At 60.3% G+C, this 21,012-nt stretch carries 15 protein-coding genes; 5 read left to right on the plus strand and 10 right to left on the minus strand.

What is annotated here, in order from left to right; all coding sequences use genetic code 11:
- Window positions 1-36: 36 nt before the first annotated feature.
- Window positions 37-2,958: a multicopper oxidase domain-containing protein gene (locus ACI2KB_RS06035; protein WP_404632405.1), complete on the minus strand. Its 2,922-nt coding sequence runs from the start codon at window positions 2,956-2,958 to the stop codon at window positions 37-39.
- Between the two features lie 433 nt (window positions 2,959-3,391).
- Here ACI2KB_RS06035 and ACI2KB_RS06040 point away from each other — a divergent pair, with 433 nt between their 5' ends.
- The 3 genes from ACI2KB_RS06040 (at window position 3,392) to ACI2KB_RS06050 (ending at window position 6,390) form a co-directional block, all read left to right on the plus strand.
- On the plus strand, window positions 3,392-4,180 hold the full coding sequence (locus ACI2KB_RS06040; RefSeq protein WP_404632407.1) for a hypothetical protein: 789 nt from the start codon (window positions 3,392-3,394) through the stop codon (window positions 4,178-4,180).
- Between the two features lie 333 nt (window positions 4,181-4,513).
- Window positions 4,514-4,849: a hypothetical protein gene (locus tag ACI2KB_RS06045; protein ID WP_404632409.1), complete on the plus strand. Its 336-nt coding sequence runs from the start codon at window positions 4,514-4,516 to the stop codon at window positions 4,847-4,849.
- 212 nt (window positions 4,850-5,061) lie between these two features.
- Complete coding sequence (locus ACI2KB_RS06050; RefSeq protein WP_404632411.1) at window positions 5,062-6,390, plus strand: Nramp family divalent metal transporter; 1,329 nt, start codon at window positions 5,062-5,064, stop codon at window positions 6,388-6,390.
- 252 nt (window positions 6,391-6,642) lie between these two features.
- Here ACI2KB_RS06050 and ACI2KB_RS06055 read toward each other — a convergent pair whose 3' ends face one another.
- The 4 genes from ACI2KB_RS06055 to ACI2KB_RS06070 all read right to left on the minus strand — a co-directional run bounded on the left by ACI2KB_RS06055 (window position 6,643) and on the right by ACI2KB_RS06070 (window position 9,019).
- Window positions 6,643-7,056: a copper chaperone PCu(A)C gene (locus ACI2KB_RS06055; RefSeq protein ID WP_404632782.1), complete on the minus strand. Its 414-nt coding sequence runs from the start codon at window positions 7,054-7,056 to the stop codon at window positions 6,643-6,645.
- Window positions 7,057-7,145: 89 nt separating this feature from the next.
- Entirely contained in the window at window positions 7,146-7,754 is a 609-nt protein-coding gene (locus tag ACI2KB_RS06060) for an SCO family protein (protein ID WP_404632413.1), read from the minus strand.
- 116 nt (window positions 7,755-7,870) lie between these two features.
- Entirely contained in the window at window positions 7,871-8,248 is a 378-nt protein-coding gene (locus ACI2KB_RS06065; RefSeq protein ID WP_404632415.1) for a DUF2946 family protein, read from the minus strand.
- A gap of 84 nt (window positions 8,249-8,332) precedes the next feature.
- Window positions 8,333-9,019: a GNAT family N-acetyltransferase gene (locus ACI2KB_RS06070; RefSeq protein WP_404632417.1), complete on the minus strand. Its 687-nt coding sequence runs from the start codon at window positions 9,017-9,019 to the stop codon at window positions 8,333-8,335.
- Between the two features lie 176 nt (window positions 9,020-9,195).
- On the opposite strand from ACI2KB_RS06070, the gene ACI2KB_RS06075 reads away from it, so the two are divergent.
- Entirely contained in the window at window positions 9,196-10,053 is an 858-nt protein-coding gene (locus tag ACI2KB_RS06075; RefSeq protein ID WP_404632419.1) for a LysR family transcriptional regulator, read from the plus strand.
- 98 nt (window positions 10,054-10,151) lie between these two features.
- Window positions 10,152-11,357 carry an MFS transporter gene (locus tag ACI2KB_RS06080; protein ID WP_404632421.1) on the plus strand — a complete coding sequence of 402 codons (1,206 nt, stop codon included), beginning with the start codon at window positions 10,152-10,154 and terminating at the stop codon, window positions 11,355-11,357.
- A 286-nt stretch (window positions 11,358-11,643) separates the two neighbouring features.
- Here the strand turns inward: ACI2KB_RS06080 and pgm are convergent, their stop codons facing one another.
- The 5 genes from pgm to ACI2KB_RS06105 form a co-directional block, all read right to left on the minus strand.
- Window positions 11,644-13,290 carry a phosphoglucomutase (alpha-D-glucose-1,6-bisphosphate-dependent) gene (gene pgm, locus ACI2KB_RS06085; RefSeq protein ID WP_404632423.1) on the minus strand — a complete coding sequence of 549 codons (1,647 nt, stop codon included), beginning with the start codon at window positions 13,288-13,290 and terminating at the stop codon, window positions 11,644-11,646.
- Between the two features lie 217 nt (window positions 13,291-13,507).
- Window positions 13,508-15,826 carry an ATP-dependent DNA helicase gene (locus ACI2KB_RS06090; RefSeq protein ID WP_404632425.1) on the minus strand — a complete coding sequence of 773 codons (2,319 nt, stop codon included), beginning with the start codon at window positions 15,824-15,826 and terminating at the stop codon, window positions 13,508-13,510.
- Between the two features lie 102 nt (window positions 15,827-15,928).
- Complete coding sequence (locus tag ACI2KB_RS06095; protein WP_404632427.1) at window positions 15,929-17,326, minus strand: aminotransferase class I/II-fold pyridoxal phosphate-dependent enzyme; 1,398 nt, start codon at window positions 17,324-17,326, stop codon at window positions 15,929-15,931.
- Window positions 17,327-17,430: 104 nt separating this feature from the next.
- Window positions 17,431-18,936, minus strand: coding sequence for a hypothetical protein (locus ACI2KB_RS06100; protein ID WP_404632429.1), 1,506 nt, complete (start codon window positions 18,934-18,936; stop codon window positions 17,431-17,433).
- Between the two features lie 683 nt (window positions 18,937-19,619).
- The gene (locus ACI2KB_RS06105) at window positions 19,620-20,654 is read right to left on the minus strand and encodes a zinc-dependent alcohol dehydrogenase family protein (RefSeq protein WP_404632431.1); all 1,035 of its coding nucleotides are present in this window, start codon (window positions 20,652-20,654) and stop codon (window positions 19,620-19,622) included.
- Between the last annotated feature and the right edge of the window lie 358 nt (window positions 20,655-21,012).

Raw genomic sequence — 21,012 nt, forward strand, 5'->3', positions numbered from 1 at the left:
GGAACATGACAGCACCCTCCGCGATTCTTCAGATCGCTATTTGCCTTTGCCCGAACCCGACGAACCTGAACCACCCGACGAGCCGGACCCGCCAGAGGAACCCGAGCCGCCTGAAGAGCCAGACCCCGAACTCGATGTGGACGTGGCGGCGGTCAACTTGACCGTAGGGCCTGCGCCGTCACCGTCGTGGTAGGTAGGCAGTGCGGCGGAGCTGACGTAAGTGACACCGTCCCAGCTCGGCATCGGCGTTGGCATCAACTGGAATTGCCCCGGATGCTCGATGTCCCAGCGCAGCAGCATGGAGTTGTCTTCATGTTGCGTGTTGTGACAGTGTTCCATGTAGGTCCCGGCAAATTCGCGGAAGTGAATGGCCATTTCCACGTTGTCGCCGCTGTCGGTGCCGATGCGATAGACGTCCTTGCGCGCCCATTTTTCCCACTCAGGCGGTGCCTTGCCGCCACGACTGAGGATGATCCCTTCCTCGAAATGGACGTGCACCGGGTGGGTCCAGCCATTACCACCGTTCTGAATTTTCCAGACTTCCAGGGTGCCCGTGCCTTGATAGCCCGCAGGTTCAGGACCGTTGGCCAGGTGCATGCCCGCCGACAGCCTGCGAGGGTCCATGTTGAAGCCCAGGCCACCGTCGGTCTTGATCGTCCAGGGCACCGAGTCCGTACCGTCGGAACGACCGAAGATGAAGGTGCGGTGGCGTGCCTGATTCAGCAACGCGATGTCGCTGGCGTTGTCGCGGTGCAGGGTCAGCGGAATCATCACCTTGCCTTCTGCCTTGCCGGGTTTGGCCGGTTCATACAGCGACGGATCCATGGCCAAATCCTGGCCGGAGTAAGGCTTGACGTTGATCTGCATGAACAGGCCGACCACCGGGTCTCCCCTGTCCCACTGCGGCCCTTTGCTGCCCTGTTTGATCACTGCCTGATACTTGCCGGATAGCACATCGGCCAGCGGCACTTCGCCTTTCGGTCCTTTGCCGGTTTCGTGTTCCATCACGTTGACGAAATACAACTTGTCGCCGACCTTGATGCCGTTTTTCGCGAAGTTGACGATGATGTCGTAGCGTTCGGCGATGCCTTGGGTCGGCAGGATGCCGAAGTTGTTTTTCAGATCCCCGTCACCGTCCAGGTCCATGGTGCCGTCGAACGGTACGGCATGTTCCATGATGTTGCCGTCGTTACCGATCATGTGGAACGGCACGCGGGCATAGGACACGCCCGAGCCTTGCGGGCCGGGGAACTCGCCGCTGTTGCCCTTGATTTCACGCACGATGGCGATCTTCACGTAGCGCGACACCGAACCGTTGAGAATGCGGAACCGATAGCTGCGGGCACGGACGTCAAGGAATGGTTTGTAGCCCCAGTTGACGACCATTTCGTCGCCCAGGAAGCCGTCGGTGTTGAACGGGTTGAACCACAGTTGGCCGTTCTGATCCCAGGCCTTGTCGGCGACGGTCAGGTTGACGTCGTAGTCGCGGTTGCCCCAGGCCAGGTACGAGCCGCTGGGGAAGCGCAGGTTGACGCCATCGTCGATGGCCTCATTGCCGCGATCCAGCGCGCTGTAGTAGTTCATCATCGCCGCGTTGCCCTTGTAGACGTTTTGCGCGGTGAAATCCATCATGTGGTCGTGGAACCAGTGAGTGCTCATGGTTTCGCGCCAGTCGCCACGAATCTTGATAGTGCCGTGATCGCAGGTTTTGAGGCTTGGCGAGTCGTCGTTCACCCACAGGGTTTCACCCGGCGCGCAGGGGAATGCGGCGCGAGGATCCTTGGCGTTGGTGTTGATGGTGTCGTAACCGGCCAGTTGCATTGGCCAGCGATAGTCGTAGTACTGCCCCGGAAAGAAGAACGCGTTGGCATAACCGTCGCTTTCGGCGGGGTTATGACCGTTGTGTTCGTGGGTGGAAATGGTATGCAGACCAAAGCCCTTGTTGGCCGACGGGTCGATGGGCAGGCCGTTGTAGTGACGCATCAACACCGGCTGGCCGTAACGCACCATCAGCAATTTGGGCGGCAGCGTGCCGTCGAAGGTCCAGATCGAATTGTGGTCCTGCACCGGCATCAACGGGTGAATACGCACGCCGATGCCTGACGCGGTTCCGCCATGGTTGGTGCTGCCATCGGGGTAGTAATTCAGCCCGCCCGGCCCCCACTCCCCACCTTTGTAATCGTGCAATTGCAGGTGATCACGAAAGCCGCTGTTGCTGTGGGCGCCGGTCTGCACGGTCTTGTAGGCGATCTGTGGGTAGAACTCGTTCCAGCGCTGGTGCGACCAGCCTTTTCCCGGCGGACGCCCTTCAGCGGGCGCATCGATGTGGCGGTTAAGGAAGCCTTCGATCTGCGACTGCCAAGGGTTGCGGTCCAACGAGTTGGCGAACTGCGTAGGAAATGGCGTCAACCCTGGTTGAGCGAGGAAGGCGGCCAGCGCATCCGGTGAAGGACCGCTGCGGGCGACGTTGGTCGGATCCTGCGCCGGGCCAGGGCCGAGCGTGGGTGCCGGGAACGGAATCAGCGAAGGAGACTGGGTCGGGTCCAGTTTGGTCGGCCCGAACTCCTCGAACAACAGCACCGGCTGGGTGAACGGTTGAGCGCCGAACAGCGGGCTGGGTTTACCGTTGGTGGGAAAGTTGAAACTGGTTTGCGCCGACGGCGGCAAGACGTTTTCCACCCGGGTGCTCGCACGATCGCCTTGAACGCCGTTGGGCAGATCGAGCGCGCCTTCGTTGGCTTCAGGCAACGTCAGCAAGTTATTGAGCGCCGCGGCCGGGTCGGCAGGCGGATCGTTATAGGCCGACGGGTCAGTGGGCGGTGGTTGATCCTCGTTGTCGACCGGTGCGGCACTGACACACGCAAAGCCCAGACTCAGGGCAATCAATACGGCGGAGGATCCGCGCAAAAGCTGAAACCCGTGGATGGGGGGAAACTTTAAACGCGCAGGTTGTTTCATGGTGGTTCACCTTCAACTCATGCACAGGGGCATTTGTGTTTCATCCGACTGCCCTGGTGAAGCGTCGCGCGTCAGGGGTATTTGGGGCCGCACATCGCGCGAAACGCCTGCAGGTGATGGGTGAAGGGGCAAATCCCTTGCCAGAGTCAAAACACGGGAACCGTAGAAGCAAAACAGTGGCGCGCCACGCCAGATAACTCGCGGCTTTCAGTGAAAGATGCCGTAACAATTCAGCAAGAAAAGTTGGCACGCTAAGTGATAGGGCCGGGGATTGGCCCCCGCTGCCGGTGGGGAAATTTACAAGATATTGGGGATTGAACTGAAGGTGAGATCCCGTGAATGAAGCCGCTTTGCGCGGCTTCCTCCACCGGTTGAAAGGCTGTCAGACGCGGCTGTCGTCACCTGCCTCGGCGTGTACGCCACGACGCCCGCCATGGTCATCACCACGGTCATGATTACCGCGGTCCCGGCCATGATCATCGCCCGCACGAGCCTGATCGCCCGCGTGAACACCGTGATCATCACCCGGTTCGGCGTGTGCACCGCGACGCCCGCCATGGTCGTCTCCGCGATCATGATTGCCGCGATCCCGGCCATGATCGTCGCCCGCGCGAGCCTGATCGTTGCCGCGATCATCCCCTATCTGGGTGTGATCGGCCGCGTGGTTACCGTGATCATCGCCAACATCGTGATTGCCCCGGTCATTACCATGGTCATCGCCTCGGTCGTGATTGGCGCCGTCATGGTTGCCATGGTCATTGCCATGATCGTTGCCAGCATGGCCGCCACCGCCAGAACCTCCGGAGCCACCACCGCCCGAACCGCCACTGCCGCTACTGCCGCCACCGCCGCCGGAGCCACCGCCGCCATGGCCACCTCCACCGCCGCCGCTACCGCCACCGCCGCCTCCTCCACCACCCGAACCGCCACCGCCACCGCCACCATCTTTGGCGTACGCGCTGGAATGGGAAAACGTGTCAGGAATCAGCACGGTGGATGCCGACAGCACCCCACCGATGGCCAGGGCCAGAATCGCTTGTTTGAATTGCATCACTACCTCCACCTTCTTGTTCTGGTTATCGAACCGCAAACAGAGCCGGTGCAAAACGAAGGCCATTGCCCAGGGCAATCGAAGCTTCAGCACATCTCGAAAAAGCACACAAAACACGGCAGGCACACAGCCCGTATCCGCATGTACCGCGAGACCCAGCCACCGATGTAGCGTTGGCACACCCGGGGCCGGACGGGGTTCATCAGGTGAACACGTCAATGAGAATTAATATTCGTTTTTGCCTACCAACGGTCATCGAAGATATTTCACGGGATGCTCTTTTCATTTGCGCCCCGTCTCGTCAACATACGCACCAACTCATGAAGTGCTAACGCTTCATTAATGCAAATGATGGTAGCTCCCAACACTGCTCGTTATTTAACCCTTATAAAACAATCGCTTCTGAACGCCTGCTGAACACGTCTTCAATGATATTGAATTGATATGGCGTATGATCCTGCCGCCTTCTAAAGTGACCCCCATTCTTTTTTCAGGACGAAAGAGATGCGTCTTTTACTGCTGACCAGCGCACTCGCGCTGACCCTCGCTGGCTGTGGCTCGACCCCGAACAATCCTTCGGTGGATCTGGAATCGCCTAAAACGGCGAGTGACTATGTGCAATGCGTACTGCCCAAATGGCAGGCGCTCAAACCCTCGACCACGATGACCGAAAGCAAAGGGCACTATAAATTGCTGGTCACGGGCAAAGTGTCGCAAGACGACATTCTCGAAGTGTTCAAAGGCAACCCCAATACCCGAGTGTTCCTGTATCAGCGCGCTCCACTGGCCTCGGCCTTCGGCAAAAGTGCGCTGGAGAAAGCCGCTCGCGAATGTCTGTAAGCGCTTCGCTGCCCTGCCTCGCATGACCGGATTCAACGCCGGTCATCCCCTCTGAAAATATCCGCAACCCTCCTCCGTTTCTTCGGTCGATAACCTCAGGCCTGCGTGATCGCAGAAATATCGATACCGCGCTAAATTCATTGGCGACTCGAACGTCTTTTGGCTAACCCTGAATACGCCCGAAAAGCCTCACCAGAGCGGGAACACGCGCAATGCAACCGATCAAGAACCGGGCCGAACCCGGTGACGACACACTGGGCGGCGGTATGCCCAGTGCCAGCGTCGCCCTGCCTCAGACGGGCCACTGGCTCAAGCGGTTGCTGGCATTCACCGGCCCCGGCTACATGGTCGCCGTCGGCTACATGGATCCTGGCAACTGGGCGACCGACCTGGCCGGTGGTTCGCAGTTCGGCTACCTGCTGCTGTCAGTGATCCTGCTGTCGAACCTCATGGCCATCGTGTTGCAGGCGCTGTCTGCCCGACTGGGCATCGTCACCGGCTGGGACTTGGCCCGAGCCTGTCGCGAACGCTATAGCCGCCCCATCTGCATCGCACTGTGGCTGGCCTGCGAAATCGCGATCATCGCCTGCGACCTTGCCGAAGTGATCGGCACTGCCATCGCCTTGAACCTGTTGTTCGGTATCCCGCTGGTGTGGGGCGCGGTGATTTCAGCGGTGGACGTCTTTCTGATTTTCCTGCTGATGGGCAAGGGTTTCCGTGCGTTGGAAGCATTCGTCATCGCCTTGCTGCTGATCATCTTTGGCTGCTTCGCGATCCAGATGGTCCTGGCACGGCCGGACATGGCCGAGCTATTCGCTGGTTTCATTCCCAAGGCTGAAATCGTCACCAACCCGGCGGCGTTATACCTGGCCATCGGCATCATCGGCGCGACGGTCATGCCCCATAACCTCTATTTGCACTCGTCCATCGTCCAGACCCGCGCCTACCCTCGCACCGAAGAAGGCCGCCGCGTTGGCCTGCGCTGGTCTGTGACGGACAGCACCATTGCCCTGACGCTGGCGCTGTTCGTCAACGCTGCGATACTGATCACCGCCGCCACGGTATTCCACAAGGCCGGTCGGACCGACGTGGTGGAGATCGAACAGGCTTATCACTTGCTCTCTCCGATGCTGGGCGTGGGGGTTGCGTCGGCACTGTTTGCCGTGGCGTTGCTGGCGTCCGGCATCAATTCCACCGTCACGGCGACCCTGACCGGGCAAATCGTCATGGAGGGGTTTCTCCGGCTGAAACTGCCCGGCTGGGTGAGACGGCTACTGACTCGGGGGCTGGCGATCATTCCCGTGATCGTGATCACCAGCCTGTACGGCGCCGAGGGTACTGCGAAACTGCTGGTGCTCAGTCAAGTGATCCTGTCGATGCAACTGCCGTTCGCGATCGTGCCGTTGGTGAGCTTCGTGTCGGATCGCAAATTGATGGGCAACCTGGTGACCGGCCCCGTATTGACCGCGCTGGCATGGGTCATCGCCCTGTTGATCATCGGCTTGAATGGGGTGTTGCTGGCGGGGATGTTTGGGGATTGACGCCCTGCGGTTACGGAAAATTCCAGGTTGGCAGGTCAATCGCCTTCGCCACCAGAGGCGGCTTCCACAGGCGCGGTATCGAACACAAGGAATGGATCCGACGCGATCACAGTGGGAGCCGGCTTGCTGGCAAATTCGTCGGATCAGTCACATCGACGTTGAATGAGAACATACTCTCGACAGCAAGCTGGCGCCCACAATAGCTGCGGTACTCAGAAGAAATCGTCCGTTATGGACAATCTCTCACTCACCTCAACTCCCGGCGCCGTGATCGTGCCCCATGTCCATCGATGCTTTCATCGAGCGCGCCGGGGCCGTGACGTGCAGTGTCTCTCGCACGCCCTTGTCGTTCTCGACCGTCAGGGTCAGCGGCACCTGATCGCCGTCCTTGATCTGCCCTTTCAAGCCCATGAGCATGACGTGATAACCGTCCGGGTCCAGCGAGACGGTCTTGCCCGCAGGCAATGCCACCGAGTCGACCGGCCCCATGCGCATGACGTCGTTGGTCATGCTCATCTCATGAATCTGCACGTCGCTGGCCACAGGCGAACCGACACTCAGCAGCTTGCTGTCGGTGTCTGCCGTGATGCGCATGAACGCACCTGAAGACGGCTGGCCCGGCACCGTGGTGCGCACCCAGGCGTCGTCGACCCTGGTTTGAGCCATGGCAGATGCACTCACGCCCGCCAGTAGCGACACCGCCAGAAAACGGCGCAACGCCGAACGGGAAACGACAGATGAAAACAGACCGGTCATCAGCAGACCTCCATGACAGTGAGCAAATCTTCCGCGCATTGCTTGGCGGACAGCGACGGCGACAGCCCCAGACGCAGATTGCCGCGCGAGTCGAAGACAAAACTGGTGGCCGTATGGGACATGGTGTACGTGTTGCCAATCGGTTCTTTTTGATAGAACACGCCGAACTCCTTGGCCACCTGTTGCGTTTGCTCCAGCGTGCCGCGCAGGGCAACGAAGCTCGGATCGAACTGTTTGACGTAGGCGTCGAGGATCTGCGGCGTGTCACGCTCAGGGTCGACGGTGATGAAGATCACCTGAAGGGTCTTGCCATCCTCGCCCATGATTTTCTTGATCTGGGCCGCACGCGCCAATGCGGTTGGGCACACCGAAGGGCACTGGGTGAAACCGAAGAACACCATCGGCATCAGGCCACGGTAACTGGACAGGGTTTTCACCTCGCCGTCAGTGTCCGTGAGTTTGAAGGTACGGCCACGGATCTCGTTGCTCAAATCCTTGCCGTATTTGAAATTCAGCGCGGTGGTGGAACCGTCGCAACCGGTGAGCAGGCCGAGGCCCAGAATGCCCATGCCGCCCAGCAACTGGCGACGGGTCAGTAAATCATTCATGTGACGAACTCTCTGAAGCGGTCAGCGTTGACGCCGACCTTTGACCATCCCGGCACCCTACTCAAAAGGCGGCTGCGGGATGACGCTAAACAGTGTGCGAGTGTTACAAGGACAAATCAGGGCGCCTGGGGCGATAGCCCGGGAAAGGCCTGCCGGGGCGGTTTACGCAACCCGTCATCCGAACGCGTCAGCAACCTGCGCAGGCGACGTGCCAACCAGCCCAGCCCGATGAAAAACACCAACGCCAGCGCCAGCGTGCCCGCAAAGGCACAATCGGTCATCGACAGCTTCATCAACTGGGCGTGGTCGCTCATCTGCGCCATGTCCGGATGCCCGGCCAGGTCGTGATGCTCACTGCACGCCACGCCGGGCGCCATCTGGTTGAACGCCCGCAACATCTGTCCGTGGCTGAGGCTGCACACCAGCCCGCTGAACAAGATGAAGCCGTACAACATCCAGGCGATGAGCGATTGATGGGTTCGGACGAATTTCATGGGGCGCCATTCTACATCGTTGCGTCACGGCCCATGGACAGGGTCCGGATTGCCGGGTGCGACAAAACCGCGCAGGTCGACACTTCAGTGAAGACGCTGACGCTCTTGCACGAACAGGCGGGCCTGGCGGGTCAACTGGTCCAGGTGCCGGTCACGCTGTTTCTCGGCATCGGTCATCGCCCGCTTGCCATGCTGATTCAACAGATAAGCGTGAATCTGCCGCACTTCCACCGAGCTGTAGATCGGCGCGATATCCAGCACCGCCAGTAAGCCCTCGGTCTGATAATCGCGGGTATTCATCAGCACCTGCGGGCCTCGCGCACTCAACACTTGAAAGCCCATGGCCGCAAAATACGGCACTTTGCTGACGAAGCAGGCCAGCTCGGCGTGGGGGTAGCGTTCAAGCATGTTGCCCACCATGGCCCGAGCGATACCCTGACGACGCCGATCAGCCTTCACCGCCATGTACGCAACCGAACAGGCCTGGAGGTCTCCTTGCACCGGCAGGTACAGCAGAAAGCCGGAAACGATCGAGGGATCTTCGGCATCCAGCGCCACGATCAGTTCCACCGCGAAGCCCCGCGAACCGTCCATGGCCTGCACATACTGGTGCACCTCATGCCCGACGCCGTATTGATACAGCGGGTACAGCGGATTGCTCGGCGCGATGCCGACCCTACTGATGTCGGTCACATAATCGACCACCATCTGCATGATCTGGCTGTCGATGGATTCGGGCGGCGCGGAGTCGAGGCGGGTGATGGTGAACATGGCATTCCTGATTCGCTGAAGGCAGCCCGGCGTCGCACGCTCGGAGGCCAGGCCGGCGCATCATACCCTGTTCCGGCGATCCACTGAGCACGCCATCGACAAGGCGCGCAGATTCAACGATTCGGGTATCGTGGCGCCTTGTTCACCTCTCCCTTTTTCCAAGGACGTCAGCCGCCATGTTCGACTGGGACGATCTGCGCTTCTTTTCGACGTTCGTGCGCGAAGGCAGCCTTGCCGCCGCGGCCCGAAGCCTTGCAGTGGAACACGCCACCGTGGCGCGCCGCATTGCGTCGCTGGAAGCGGCCCTGGACCTAAAACTGGTGGACCGCCGGGGCCGGGTCTACGAGCTGACCACCGACGGTGTGCGAGTGGGCGAGTTTGCCGAGCACATGTCCAGCACCTCTTTTGCCCTGCAACGTTTTGCCGGGGGCGAACATGACCGCATCGAAGGCGAAGTGGTGATTTCCTCCCCGCCCGCGTTCCTCGCCACCCTGGTCGCGCCGCATATCGGTACCCTGCGCGAGCGCTACCCGGGGTTGCAGGTGCGGCTGGTCGGTTCCAAATCCATCGCCTCGTTGACGCGCAAGGAAACCGACCTTGCCCTGCTCTACGCCCGACCTGAAGAGGCGCAAGTGGTGGCCAGGCACCTCGCGGACCTGCCGCTGGCGCTGTACGCCAGCGAGGACTATCTGGCCAGCCATGAGCGCGAGGCCTACGTCTACATCGGCTACGACCAGAGCATGGAGCAGTCGCCCCATCAGCAATGGTTGAGACAGTATCTGGCAGGCCGCAAACTGACGATCACCAGCAATGACCTGCGCGTGCAAGCCTCTGCGGCGGCAGGTGATGGCGGGGTCGTGTTGCTGCCCGCGTTTCTCGCCCGCGAATATCGACTCAAGCGCCTTCAGGGCTGCGAGGTGGCGCTGACGTTGCCGGTCTGGCTGGCCTACCACGAGGACCTGCGCAGCGCCGCGAAAATCCGCGCCGTGCTGGACGTCCTCATCGAGTGCCTGACGTCGCCCGACGCACTGTGAATTTTTTCACATGCCGTATGCGTCGCCCGCCAATTCTCGCCCTCCTCTCGGCTCTCTATCCTCGGCAGCAATAGAGACATTGCCAAGAGGATTCGTCCATGAGCCAACCATCGCAAGCCAGCGGGACACTGCCCATTCTTCGGGCCGCCTGGATCGTCACCGCCGTTTTCATCCTGTCCAACGCCGCCACGCCGCTGTACGCCCATTGGCAGCAGGCGCTGGGTTTCGCTTCGGGCACCCTGACCGTAATTTTCGGTTTGTACATTCTGGGCCTTCTGCTGACGCTGGCCGTGGCCGGACAACTGGCTGACCACTACGGACGCAAGGCCTTGCTGGTGCCCGGCGTGGTCATTGCGATCATCGCCGCCGTGCTGTTCGAACACGCCAACAGCGTGGCAATGCTGATGCTGGCGCGCCTGCTGAGCGGCATATCCGTCGGCATCGTGGTGTCGGCGGGTATGGCCAACGTGGTCGAGCACGCCAGCGAATCGCGCAAGTCCTTCGCCTCACTGATCGCTTCGGTGTCGATGGTGCTGGGCGCAGGCACGGGGCCGGTGCTGGCCGGGGTCATCGCCCAATATGTCGCCGACCCGATCGACTGGGTCTTCAATGCCGAAATCGTACTGCTGGCCCTCGCGCTGGTGGTGGTATTGCGCCAGCCGAACCGTAAACTCGGCAATGGACGCTTTCGCCCGAAACTGCCTTCGGTGGCTCGCCAACATCTGGCGGTGGTCGCACGAGGCGTGTCGTTCTTCGGACCGGGCCTGACCTCCACCTGTTTCGTGCTGGCGTTGGGTCCGAAACTGCTGGCGACCCTGCTCCACGCCAACAGCCCATTGATTGCGGGCGCCATGGCCTTCGTGATGTTCCTGACGGCCGTGGGTGTGCAGTTTGCCGCGAAAAAACGCCCCATGACCCAGTTGTTCGTGCTCAGCGGAATCTCGACCATGCTGGCAATGGCCGGTCTGTGGCTCGCCTTGCACGTGGGTTCTGTGGTGTGGCTGGTGGTCGCAGCCCTGCTCGCAGGTGCCGGACAAGGCCTGGGACAACTGGGTGGTCTGACGCTGATCGCGCGGCACATTGCTCCGCAGCGTCGCGCCGAAGCCAACGCCATCTTCAACATGGGCGGCTATGTGCCCGCAGGCATCCTGCCGGTAGCGACCGGCTACCTGATCGACCTGTTCGGGGTTCACATCGCGATCAGCGTACTGGCCGGGGTGATTGCGCTGCTGGCACTGGCAGCGTTGACCGCGTTGCAGCGCAACGGGACGGGTCAGGCATGTGACGCCGGGCAACCCGCGTGACAAAACAAGGGCGGAGTCCTGAACAAAAAGCCCGCCCTTGAATTGCCCTGCCTGTCACTAGGTTCTGTGCGAAAAGTCTTGGTACTCGGTCATGCTGCGTTGAAAACAGCCTCGGAATGCTCATTTAGGCCCCTAAAGTCGCCCGCGACCCCGGCCGTTCCTCGGCTGTTTTATTCGCTGGCGCTCTCCCTGCGGGCCAGCCTGCGGCTGTTACTCGCGAAGCTCGTTTCGCCTTGCCTTACCTTCGTCCCAAAACATTTCGTACGGAACCTAGGCGGCAGCGTCTTTACTTCGGTGCAATCGCGGCATCCACCAACACCTGAGCCTCGGCCACCAGACGCTTGAGGTGATCCTCGCCCTTGAAGCTTTCGGCGTAGATCTTGTAGATGTCCTCAGTGCCCGATGGACGTGCAGCGAACCAGCCGTTTTCGGTCATGACCTTCAGACCACCGATGGCCTGATCGTTGCCCGGCGCCTTGCTCAGAATCTGCTCGATCTTCTCGCCAGCCAGTTCGGTCGACGTGACCTGCTCCGGCGACAGCTTGCTCAGCAACGCCTTCTGCTCGAAGTTGGCCTTGGCCTCGACACGGGTCGAAACCGGCTCACCCAGTGCGTCGGTCAGTGCCTTGTACATCTCACTCGGATCGCGGCCTTTACGCGCACGAATCTCCGCAGCCAGCAGTGACGGAATCAGGCCGTCCTTGTCGGTGGTCCAGACCGAGCCATCGCGACGCAGGAACGACGCTCCCGCACTCTCCTCGCCGCCAAAGCCCAGCGAGCCTTCGAACAGACCCTCGGCGAAGAACTTGAAGCCCACCGGCACTTCATACAGGCGGCGGCCCAGACGCTGAGTCACGCGGTCGATCATGCCGCTGCTCACCACCGTTTTGCCGACGGCCGCATCAGCCCGCCACTCAGGACGATTCTGGAACAGATAATCGATGGCCACCGCCAGGTAGTTGTTCGGCGCCAGCAGGCCACCTGTCGGGGTGACGATGCCATGGCGGTCGTGGTCAGGGTCACAGGCGAAGGCCACCTGGAAGCGGTCTTTGAGACCGATAAGCCCCTGCATGGCGAAATTCGACGACGGGTCCATGCGGATCTTGCCGTCCCAGTCGACGCTCATGAAACGGAACGTCGGGTCGACGTGCTTGTTCACCACGTCCAGATTCAGGCCGTAATGCTCACCAATCGCCGACCAGTAGCGCACGCCCGCGCCGCCCAACGGGTCGACACCCAGACGCAGGCTGGCGCCACGGATGGCGTCCATGTCGATGACGTTTTTCAGGTCCGCCACGTAAGTGTTGACGTAGTCATGGCGGTGAGTGGTTTCGGCGCGCAAGGCCTTTTCATGGCTGACGCGGCTGACGCCGACGATCTTCTCGGCGAGCAGTTCGTTGGCCTTGTTCTCGATCCACTTGGTGATATGAGAATCGGCCGGGCCACCGTTGGGCGGGTTGTATTTGAAGCCGCCGCTTTCCGGCGGGTTGTGCGAGGGGGTGATGACAATGCCGTCAGCCAGGCCAGAGGTGCGGCCCTTGTTGTAGCAAATGATCGCGTGGGACACCGCCGGGGTCGGCGTGTACTCGTCACCCTCAGAGATCATCACGTTGACACCGTTGGCCGCCAGCACTTCCAGCGCCGACGCCGCGGCCGGGGTTGACAGCGCGTGCGTGTCGGCGCCGAGGAACAGCGGGCCGTCGATGCCGTGAGCCTGACGGTAGAGGCAGATCGCCTGACTGATCGCCAGTACGTGCCACTCGTTGAAACTCAGGTCGAACGAGCTGCCACGGTGACCGGAGGTGCCAAAGGAAACTCGCTGGGTGGCAACCGAAGCATCAGGCTGCCCGGTGTAATACGCCGTGACCAGACGAGGAAGATCGACCAGCAATTCTGCAGGCGCCAGTTTGCCCGCGAATGGACTGATACTCATGCGAAACCTCCGTGGATGGAAAAACGTAAAAAAGACATTCGATGAAATAAAAAACGGCTGCGCGGCAGTTTACTGGCAGTTGGACCGTCCTGCTCGGGTATTGATCCGTAAACCCTTGAGACAATTATCGGCCAGGGCATGATCGAACGACGCCCCCCTCTATGGAGTTTCATGGCCCCATGCCGAAACGGGCGTCTCGACCCCGGCGGTAACGCGGTCAAAGCTGCCACCACGTTGGCAACAGCCGCTGAATCCGACTCTCGGCAAAACGATCGTCGATCAACATCACCACGCCGCGATCATCCTGCCCGCGTATCACTCGCCCGGCCGCCTGCACCACTTTCTGCATGCCCGGATAAAGATAGGTGTAATCGTAACCGGCGCCAAACAGCTGGCCCATGCGCTGCTTGAACTGCTCGTTGACCGGGTTGAGCTGCGGCAACCCCAGGGTCGCGACGAACGCCCCGATCAATCGAGCGCCCGGCAAATCGATGCCCTCCCCAAACGCACCGCCCAGCACCGCGAAACCGATACCGCGGCTGTCGGGCGTGAAACGGTCGATGAACTGCTGACGGTCAGACTCGGCCATGCCACGAGACTGCAGCCACAATGGGACGTCCGGGTAATCCGACTGCATCCTCTCGGCAACCTGTTGCAAGTAGTCGAAGCTGCTGAAGAAGGCCAGGTAATTCCCGGGTCTGGAATGAAACTGCTCAGCCATCAACGCCGCGATGGGTTGCAGCGACGCCTGTCGGTGGTTGAACCGAGTAGAGATTCGGCTGACGATGCGCACCTCCAGTTGCTCACGCTGAAACGGAGATTCGACGTCCACCCAGGCGGTGTTGTCTGGCAACCCCAGCAGATCACGATAGAAATGCCGAGGATTGAGCGTGGCCGAAAACAGGACCGTGCTGCGGGCCGCACTCAATCGGGGGCGCAGAAAACCGGCAGGCACCACATTACGCAAGGTCAGTCGTGACAGTGTTTTAGCGCTGCCCCACTCACGTTTGCCGATATCGAACAAAAACGAATCATCGAACAGCTCGGCAATGCGAACGAACTGAATCGCCTCGAAGTAGAAGCGTTGCAGCTCGCCGAGGGCCGCCTGCGGGTGATCATTGAAATAGTCACCGAACGCAGCGATGCACAGGTTCAGGCTGTTGAGGAATTTGCCCGGCGCGGCGGCGTAGGCCTGATACGGCGGAACCTGGGCCTTGTTGAGCACGTTCCACTCGCGGTTGAGCCGTTGAAGCGGTTTTTTCAAGGTATCGGGGGCACTCGCCCGGACCTGATTGAAGGTGTACTGATCCAGCCCCGCGCTGTACATCGATCGCGCTCGCTCGACCATGTTGTGCGCTTCGTCCACCAGCACGGCCACGCGCCACTGGTTGAGCTGACACAGGCCGAACAGCAACGCGCTCAAATCGAAGTAGTAGTTGTAGTCGGCGATCACCACGTCAGACCAGCGCGCCAGTTCCTGGCTCAGATAGTACGGGCAGACCTGATGCTGCAAGGCGATCTCACGCAACCCCGCCTGATCGAGCCAGCGCTGCGTCAATGCCGCGCTGCGGGCCGCGTGCAGTCGGTCGTAAAACCCTTTGGCCAATGGGCACGAATCGCCATTGCAGGCGTTGTTCGGGTATTCACAGGCCTTGTCCCGCGCCACCATCTCCAACACCCGCAGTCGCACCTCTGGCGCGCTGTCCCCGATCACCCGCAAGGCGTCCAGTGCCAGGTTGCGGCCGGGGGTCTTGGCGGTCAGAAAGAACACCTTGTCCAGCGCCTGGCCAGGTGTCGCCTTGAGCATCGGGAACACCGTTCCGATGGTCTTGCCGATCCCGGTGGGCGCCTGAGCCATCAGGCAACGCCCTGTGCTGACGGCCTTGTACACCGACTCGGCCAGGGTTCGCTGGCCGGATCGAAAATCAGCGTGCGGAAACGTCAGCCCGGTCAATGCCCGATTGCGCTCCTGCACATGGGCCATTTCCTGACGCGCCCACGCCAGAAAACGCTCGCACTGCGCTTCAAAAAAAGCGCGTAACCGCCCGGCACTGCAACGCTCGGTGATCAGGCTTTCCTGTTCGGAAACGATGTCGAAATAAACCAGCGCGACATCGATTTCCGTCAGTTCCAACTGCTGGCAAAGCAACCAGGCGTAGACCTTGGCCTGTGCCCAATGCAGTTGCCGGTGGTTGTCAGGCAATTTACCGAGATCGCCACGGTAGGTTTTCACCTCTTCCAGACGATTGAGCACCGAATCGTAACCATCTGCCCGCCCCCGTACGTTCAGTTCGTGATACTGCCCGGACAACGACACTTCGGCCTGATACCCCTGGCCTCGCCGTGCCGCCACCGTCCGGTGCCCTGCCATGCCTTCTTGCGCCGTGGGCGACGGTGTGAAACGCAGGTCGAGATCGCCGACCTTGGCCGTGAACTCGCACAGTGCGCGCACGGCAATGGAATATCCGGCGGGCGGAGTGGCCCGCGCAGGTGCATGGGAAGGGTCGCCGGATGAAACGGGAAGAATGGAGGTCACTGCTGAGACGTGCCAATGGGCTGAAATACTGGACAGGCATACAGATACCAGCCGTATGCCGTGTCTGGCAAATGGAATTGGATCGACGGTGCTCGACCCGGCTCAGCTCAGCCGTTCCTGCAACAGCGCATTGCGGATGATCACCAGCGTGGATTCGATGTCCTGACCCCAGTCTGCGGCCACACTCAGGCACAGACTCTGCTGGTGCAGCCCACGAACGCTGAACAGCTCTCCTGGCGCAATGACGATGCGCTGCTCCAGCAGCCGTTCGAACACCCGCCCCATGTCAACCCGGAACTGGCAATCCAGCCACAGCGTCGCTCCACCGTGAGGGTGCAGAAAACGGACGTCTTCACCGAGGAAACTGTCCACCATGTGCGTCAGATGGCTCATTCGCTCGTAAAGCGCTCCACGTAGCCGGTGCAGGTGACGATCCAGTTGCCCGGAACCGTACAGGCGCGCGATGGCCTTCTGGCGGATCGGCGGCAGACGGAAAGAGCGCAGCAACATCTGCTGATGCCACAGCGACCGCGAATGACGGCTCAGCAGATAGCCAAACGGTGCCTCCAGACCGATGGTCTTGTCGAATGCCCCCAGAATCAGCAGCCGCTCCGGGTCGATCAGATCACGCAAGGGCACCGACAGCCCGTCGGCGCATAGCCCGCCGTGACTGTCGTCCTCCAACACCCACAGCGCGTGCCTGTTCAGCACCTCGGCCAGTTGCTCGCGTTGTACCTGATCCCTGATACGCCCGTGCAGCGGCGTCAGGCGTGACGACAGAACCGCCAGTTTCACGTCATTGCGCTGCAGCACGGCTTCCAGCTCGGCCGTATCCATTTCGCCGTCGGCGGCAGCGCTCCATTCAATCACCCGGATACCGAACGATTGCAGCGTGCGCAACACACTCCAGCCACAGGGCGTCTCCACCAGCACGGCACAGTCACGCAATTGCAGGGTCTTGAGCACGGTTTTCAGCACCCCGGTCTTGTCCGGGCCGACAAACACGTTGTCCGGGTGCCAACAGCATGCCGTGGAGGTGGTGTAGTAGGCCGCCAGCGCCGTACGCAACTCGATATCGCCGAACGGCTGGAATCGGGGGTCAGGCTGACAGGGATAGTGACGCATGAGGTCGCGCTCGATACTCAACAGTGTGCTGTCCAGCGACTGCAGCAACGTCGGCTCGTCGGCACCGAACACGAACATGTCAGCACGTCGCGTGCTGGCCTGGTAACGCTCCAGCAATCCCTCGCCCTCGCAGTGAACGTCATTGCACGGCTGCGGCAGTGCGTAATACCCGGACTTGGGCACGGCGCAGATGCGGCCTTCTTTTTCCAGCAACGAGTAGGCGTTCTGCACCGTCGAAATGGACACTCGCAGACGCCGCGCCAACAGCCGTAACGACGGCAGTTTGACCGCCGGTCCCTGGGGCAACTCATTGGTCAGCCTCGACAGGTAGCGGTACACCATCTGGTAAGCGAAATCGGTCTTGTTGTTTTGCATCGGACACACCCCATCCATGCGCAAATCGCAGGGTCATTGAAAGGAATCACGGGTGACCGCCAAAGTCGCACACGCAATAGGCGTCACCTTGAACGGTAGAACGGTCAGCGACCGGAGATCACCTCGGACACCGGCTGACCGGTGTGCGGATCAACGGTCGTCACTCGCCCTTTGTCCGGGTCGCTGGCGCGCACGCGTGCAATGATTGAATGCTCGTCATTGAAATCCACCCGAGACCTGACGTAGAGATTCTGCAATCCTTTGAGACTCAGGCCGCTCACGTCCACCAACCACTGGATGACCTGATCCGGTGCAGGCTCTCCGGACAACGCTTTGTGCAGTTCCACCAACGCAATCAGCATGCCGGGGTGGCATCGACGTAAAAAGCCCTCAAGCCGCAAACCGCCGTCGACGAAAGGCGCGAACATCAGGCACACCAATTGGGCTTCGCTCAGTCCGAATGCTTCCTGCGCATACCCCGCCGCGAGCACTCGACGCGCCTCAAGCCGCTCAGGCCCGTCGTAAGCGGCCATGGCCTGGTTGATCAACCGCTTGGGCATGCGTTTGCGCCGCATCATCCCCACCGCCAGTTCGAGGTATTCGGCAATGCCATCGGCGTACTCACGGCCCTGCACGAACTCCGCCTTAAGCCCGCGCATGTGGGCCATCAGCAAGGGATTGGCACAATCGGACTCACTGAAGCTGAAGGCCAGGTCGTCGAAGCGAAAACCCAGGAAATCAGTCAACAGCGCCCATCGCTCTTCCAGACGGAAACCGATGAGATCGGCCACCGTCAGAAATGTCGGCGCCAGTCGTAGGTTCGCATACAGCGGCGGCCGTGATATGAACTCACTCGCTGTGGGTTCTTCGCCGTACAGCTCTTGGTAGTAACTGCGTCCTATGGTATCGATGGTGCTCAGCGCCGCGCTGAAACTGAGGGTGTGCCAATGCTCGATCAACAACCCATTGTTTTTGGCCAAGCGCATCACCCAGGTGGCGTACTGCTTTTGCTCTCTCAATGAATCGCCGCTGAGCACTGCATCGACACCGTCTCCCCACGACACCGCACGCCCGAGAAAATCGGCGACGCCCAGGTAGCAGCTGTTACAGAACGTGGTACGGGCGTCCCCTTCGGTCAGATGTCCACCCAGGAGCATGTCAGAACGATTCTGTTCCCGCCCGGCGGTGGAGAACGGCAGATCCGGATCGAACCCCAGAACAGACTCATGATCCACCACTAGCAGTTCCACTCTGGGGTCGTCGTGCAGGAACAGCGCCGAGTAACAGCGATGAATGTTCGCCATGACCGCCGATGTCATCCCGGCATGGCGCATGCTGGCAACGCGCAGATGGAACGTCGTCGGCGCCCGCGCCGCAATGCTCAGTTGGGCGGCCCGCAACAACGCCACCGTATACGCGCTGTCCTTACCGCCACTGAATGCTACGAGTACGCGATAGTCGCCAATACGGTCAATACCCCCTGCCGCAACAACCAGACGTTGTATCAACAACTGCAACGCTGTTCGCTCCGCGCGGTTCAAGTAACTTAGCAGCCGCTGTAATACTTGCTGATAGACATAGTTCATAGCCTGTTCGTGTAGAGAACCCATAACCACACACCTGAATAATATTCGATCCTGCGAAAACCTGAGCCCGACACACGAATGAGCATTCGCGCACACTCACAGTTATCGTTTGTTTGAACACCGCCGGGACGCCCGAGAGGCGTCAACAACTGTCGGGCATGCAAGCGGTTCGCCACGAAGTTGCTGAATGTCTCGCCGCGTGCGGCGTCAAGGGGCGCGAAGGGTGTGTTTCAAGCCGAAGATCGGGTATGAGACGGCGTGCGGCGCCGCAAGTTGAATAACCGGCGGAGACGAACGGCGAGCGCCGTATAAAAGTCGGCCACAATAAAGAAGGGGGCATGACTCGTTCCTTGAGTATGAAGTACCCCGCCATTATCAAGAGCCATGAGTGGAATTACAAGACACAGATATTCAACGCTTTGCCCGTCAGCAACGCCCTAAAATGAGCACATGATTAAACAACGCTGTTTATAGTTGCTCGACCCCTATTAGTTAATCGCTCTGGCGCGCCACTTCAATAACGGTCACCCGCGTTTAATCAACTTCGCGCCATAAACAAAAAAGCCTTCCAGAATCCTCGGGAAGGCTTTGTCGGGCGTTGCGTGGCCGATGAATGACGGGACGGACACCTGAACCGGTGAACGTTTCCTCTACGTCGACGCCTGGCCAGAGGCGCCGCACAGTCTACGAAGCGCGGTGAATTGCGCTCAAGCGGGTTCGACCTCAACCACCACGCGACCACCCACCGGGCAGCCATCCATCACGCGGTGCGCGTCCACGATCTGCTCGAACGGGAACACTTTGGTCAGTTGCGGCAACAACAGCTTGTCACGGGTCAGCTCGTTGATCTTGAGCAGTGCGCGTTCGACGGCTTCTTTGTCTTGCGGAATGCCCAGCTCCGGCTTGCCGGTAAAATTGCCCACACAGTGTACAAAGAACTGAATGTTTTTCTGGAACGCAGCACAGGCCGGGAACTGAACCTGATTGCCACCTTGCAGACCATAAAGAATCAGGCTGCCACGCGGTGCGAGCACGTCGCCGAGAATCGACATCTGTGGGCCGCCCAACCCATCGAGCACCACGTCCACACCGCGCTTGTCGGTGTATTTGTTGACCGCCATCAGCAGGTCCTGCTCTTCGGTAACCACCACCTTGTCGGCGCCCAGCGAAGTCAGGTACTTGCGAGACGTCCCCTCTTCGTCGTCGGTCTTGATGGCCGCGATGACCTTCAAGCCCAGTGCCTTGCCCAGTTGCAAAAACGCCGGACCTGCACAATGACCGGCATCGGTGACCAATGCCACCTGACCCTCTTTGACCCGCGCCAGCTCAACGTACGCAAAGTACGCCACCAGCATGGGGGTGTAGTGAACGGCCGCCTGATTGGGCGTCAGAATGTCCGGATATTTAGTGACCGAGGTGCGCGGCAACACGATCTGCTCGCCGTAGACCGGGTGCACGTTCGGGTTGGCAGACGGGAAGCTGGCAACCTTGTCGCCCACTTTCAGATCGCTCACGCCTTCGCCGACGGCGGTGATCACGCCGGCCATTTCAGAACCCAGACCCGCAGGAAGCTGCGCCTGGGAAGAAGCCAGATTTTGACGCCACAGCACGTCGTACCAGGTGACACCGATTGCCTGGACGCGCACTTGCACCTCGTCGGGTGCGGGCTGCGCTACTGGCAGCTCTTCTACTTTGAGCACCTCGGCCGGGCCGAACTGATGAAAACGGATCGTGCGGGACATTTCGAACCTCGCCTTATGAACCTTGATGCCATGAACTCTATCCGGGCGCTGCCGGTAACACTATCAGTGGCTATTAATAGTCGACATGCCTGTCATCGATTCTGTTGTTGAAAGGCGTTCATTAGATAACCATCGAATGCTCACGTATTCAAGGCGGTCATTGTTCTTTTCTCACCCGGACATTGCAACCCGACGGGCGATTTCCGGATGAACGTACAGGCTCCGGGCGCGACAGATGCCAACGCTGTTGCGGGTTTCGGCGCTCGGTCCTGCTCAGGATTGGGTCACTGCCCGACGCTCGAGGTTCAGCGCACATTATCAACGGTCGTGATGACCAACACGTTTGTATGCTTGCACA

Origin of the sequence: Pseudomonas sp. NPDC088444, assembly GCF_044900175.1 — a bacterium.
GTDB lineage: Bacteria > Pseudomonadota > Gammaproteobacteria > Pseudomonadales > Pseudomonadaceae > Aquipseudomonas.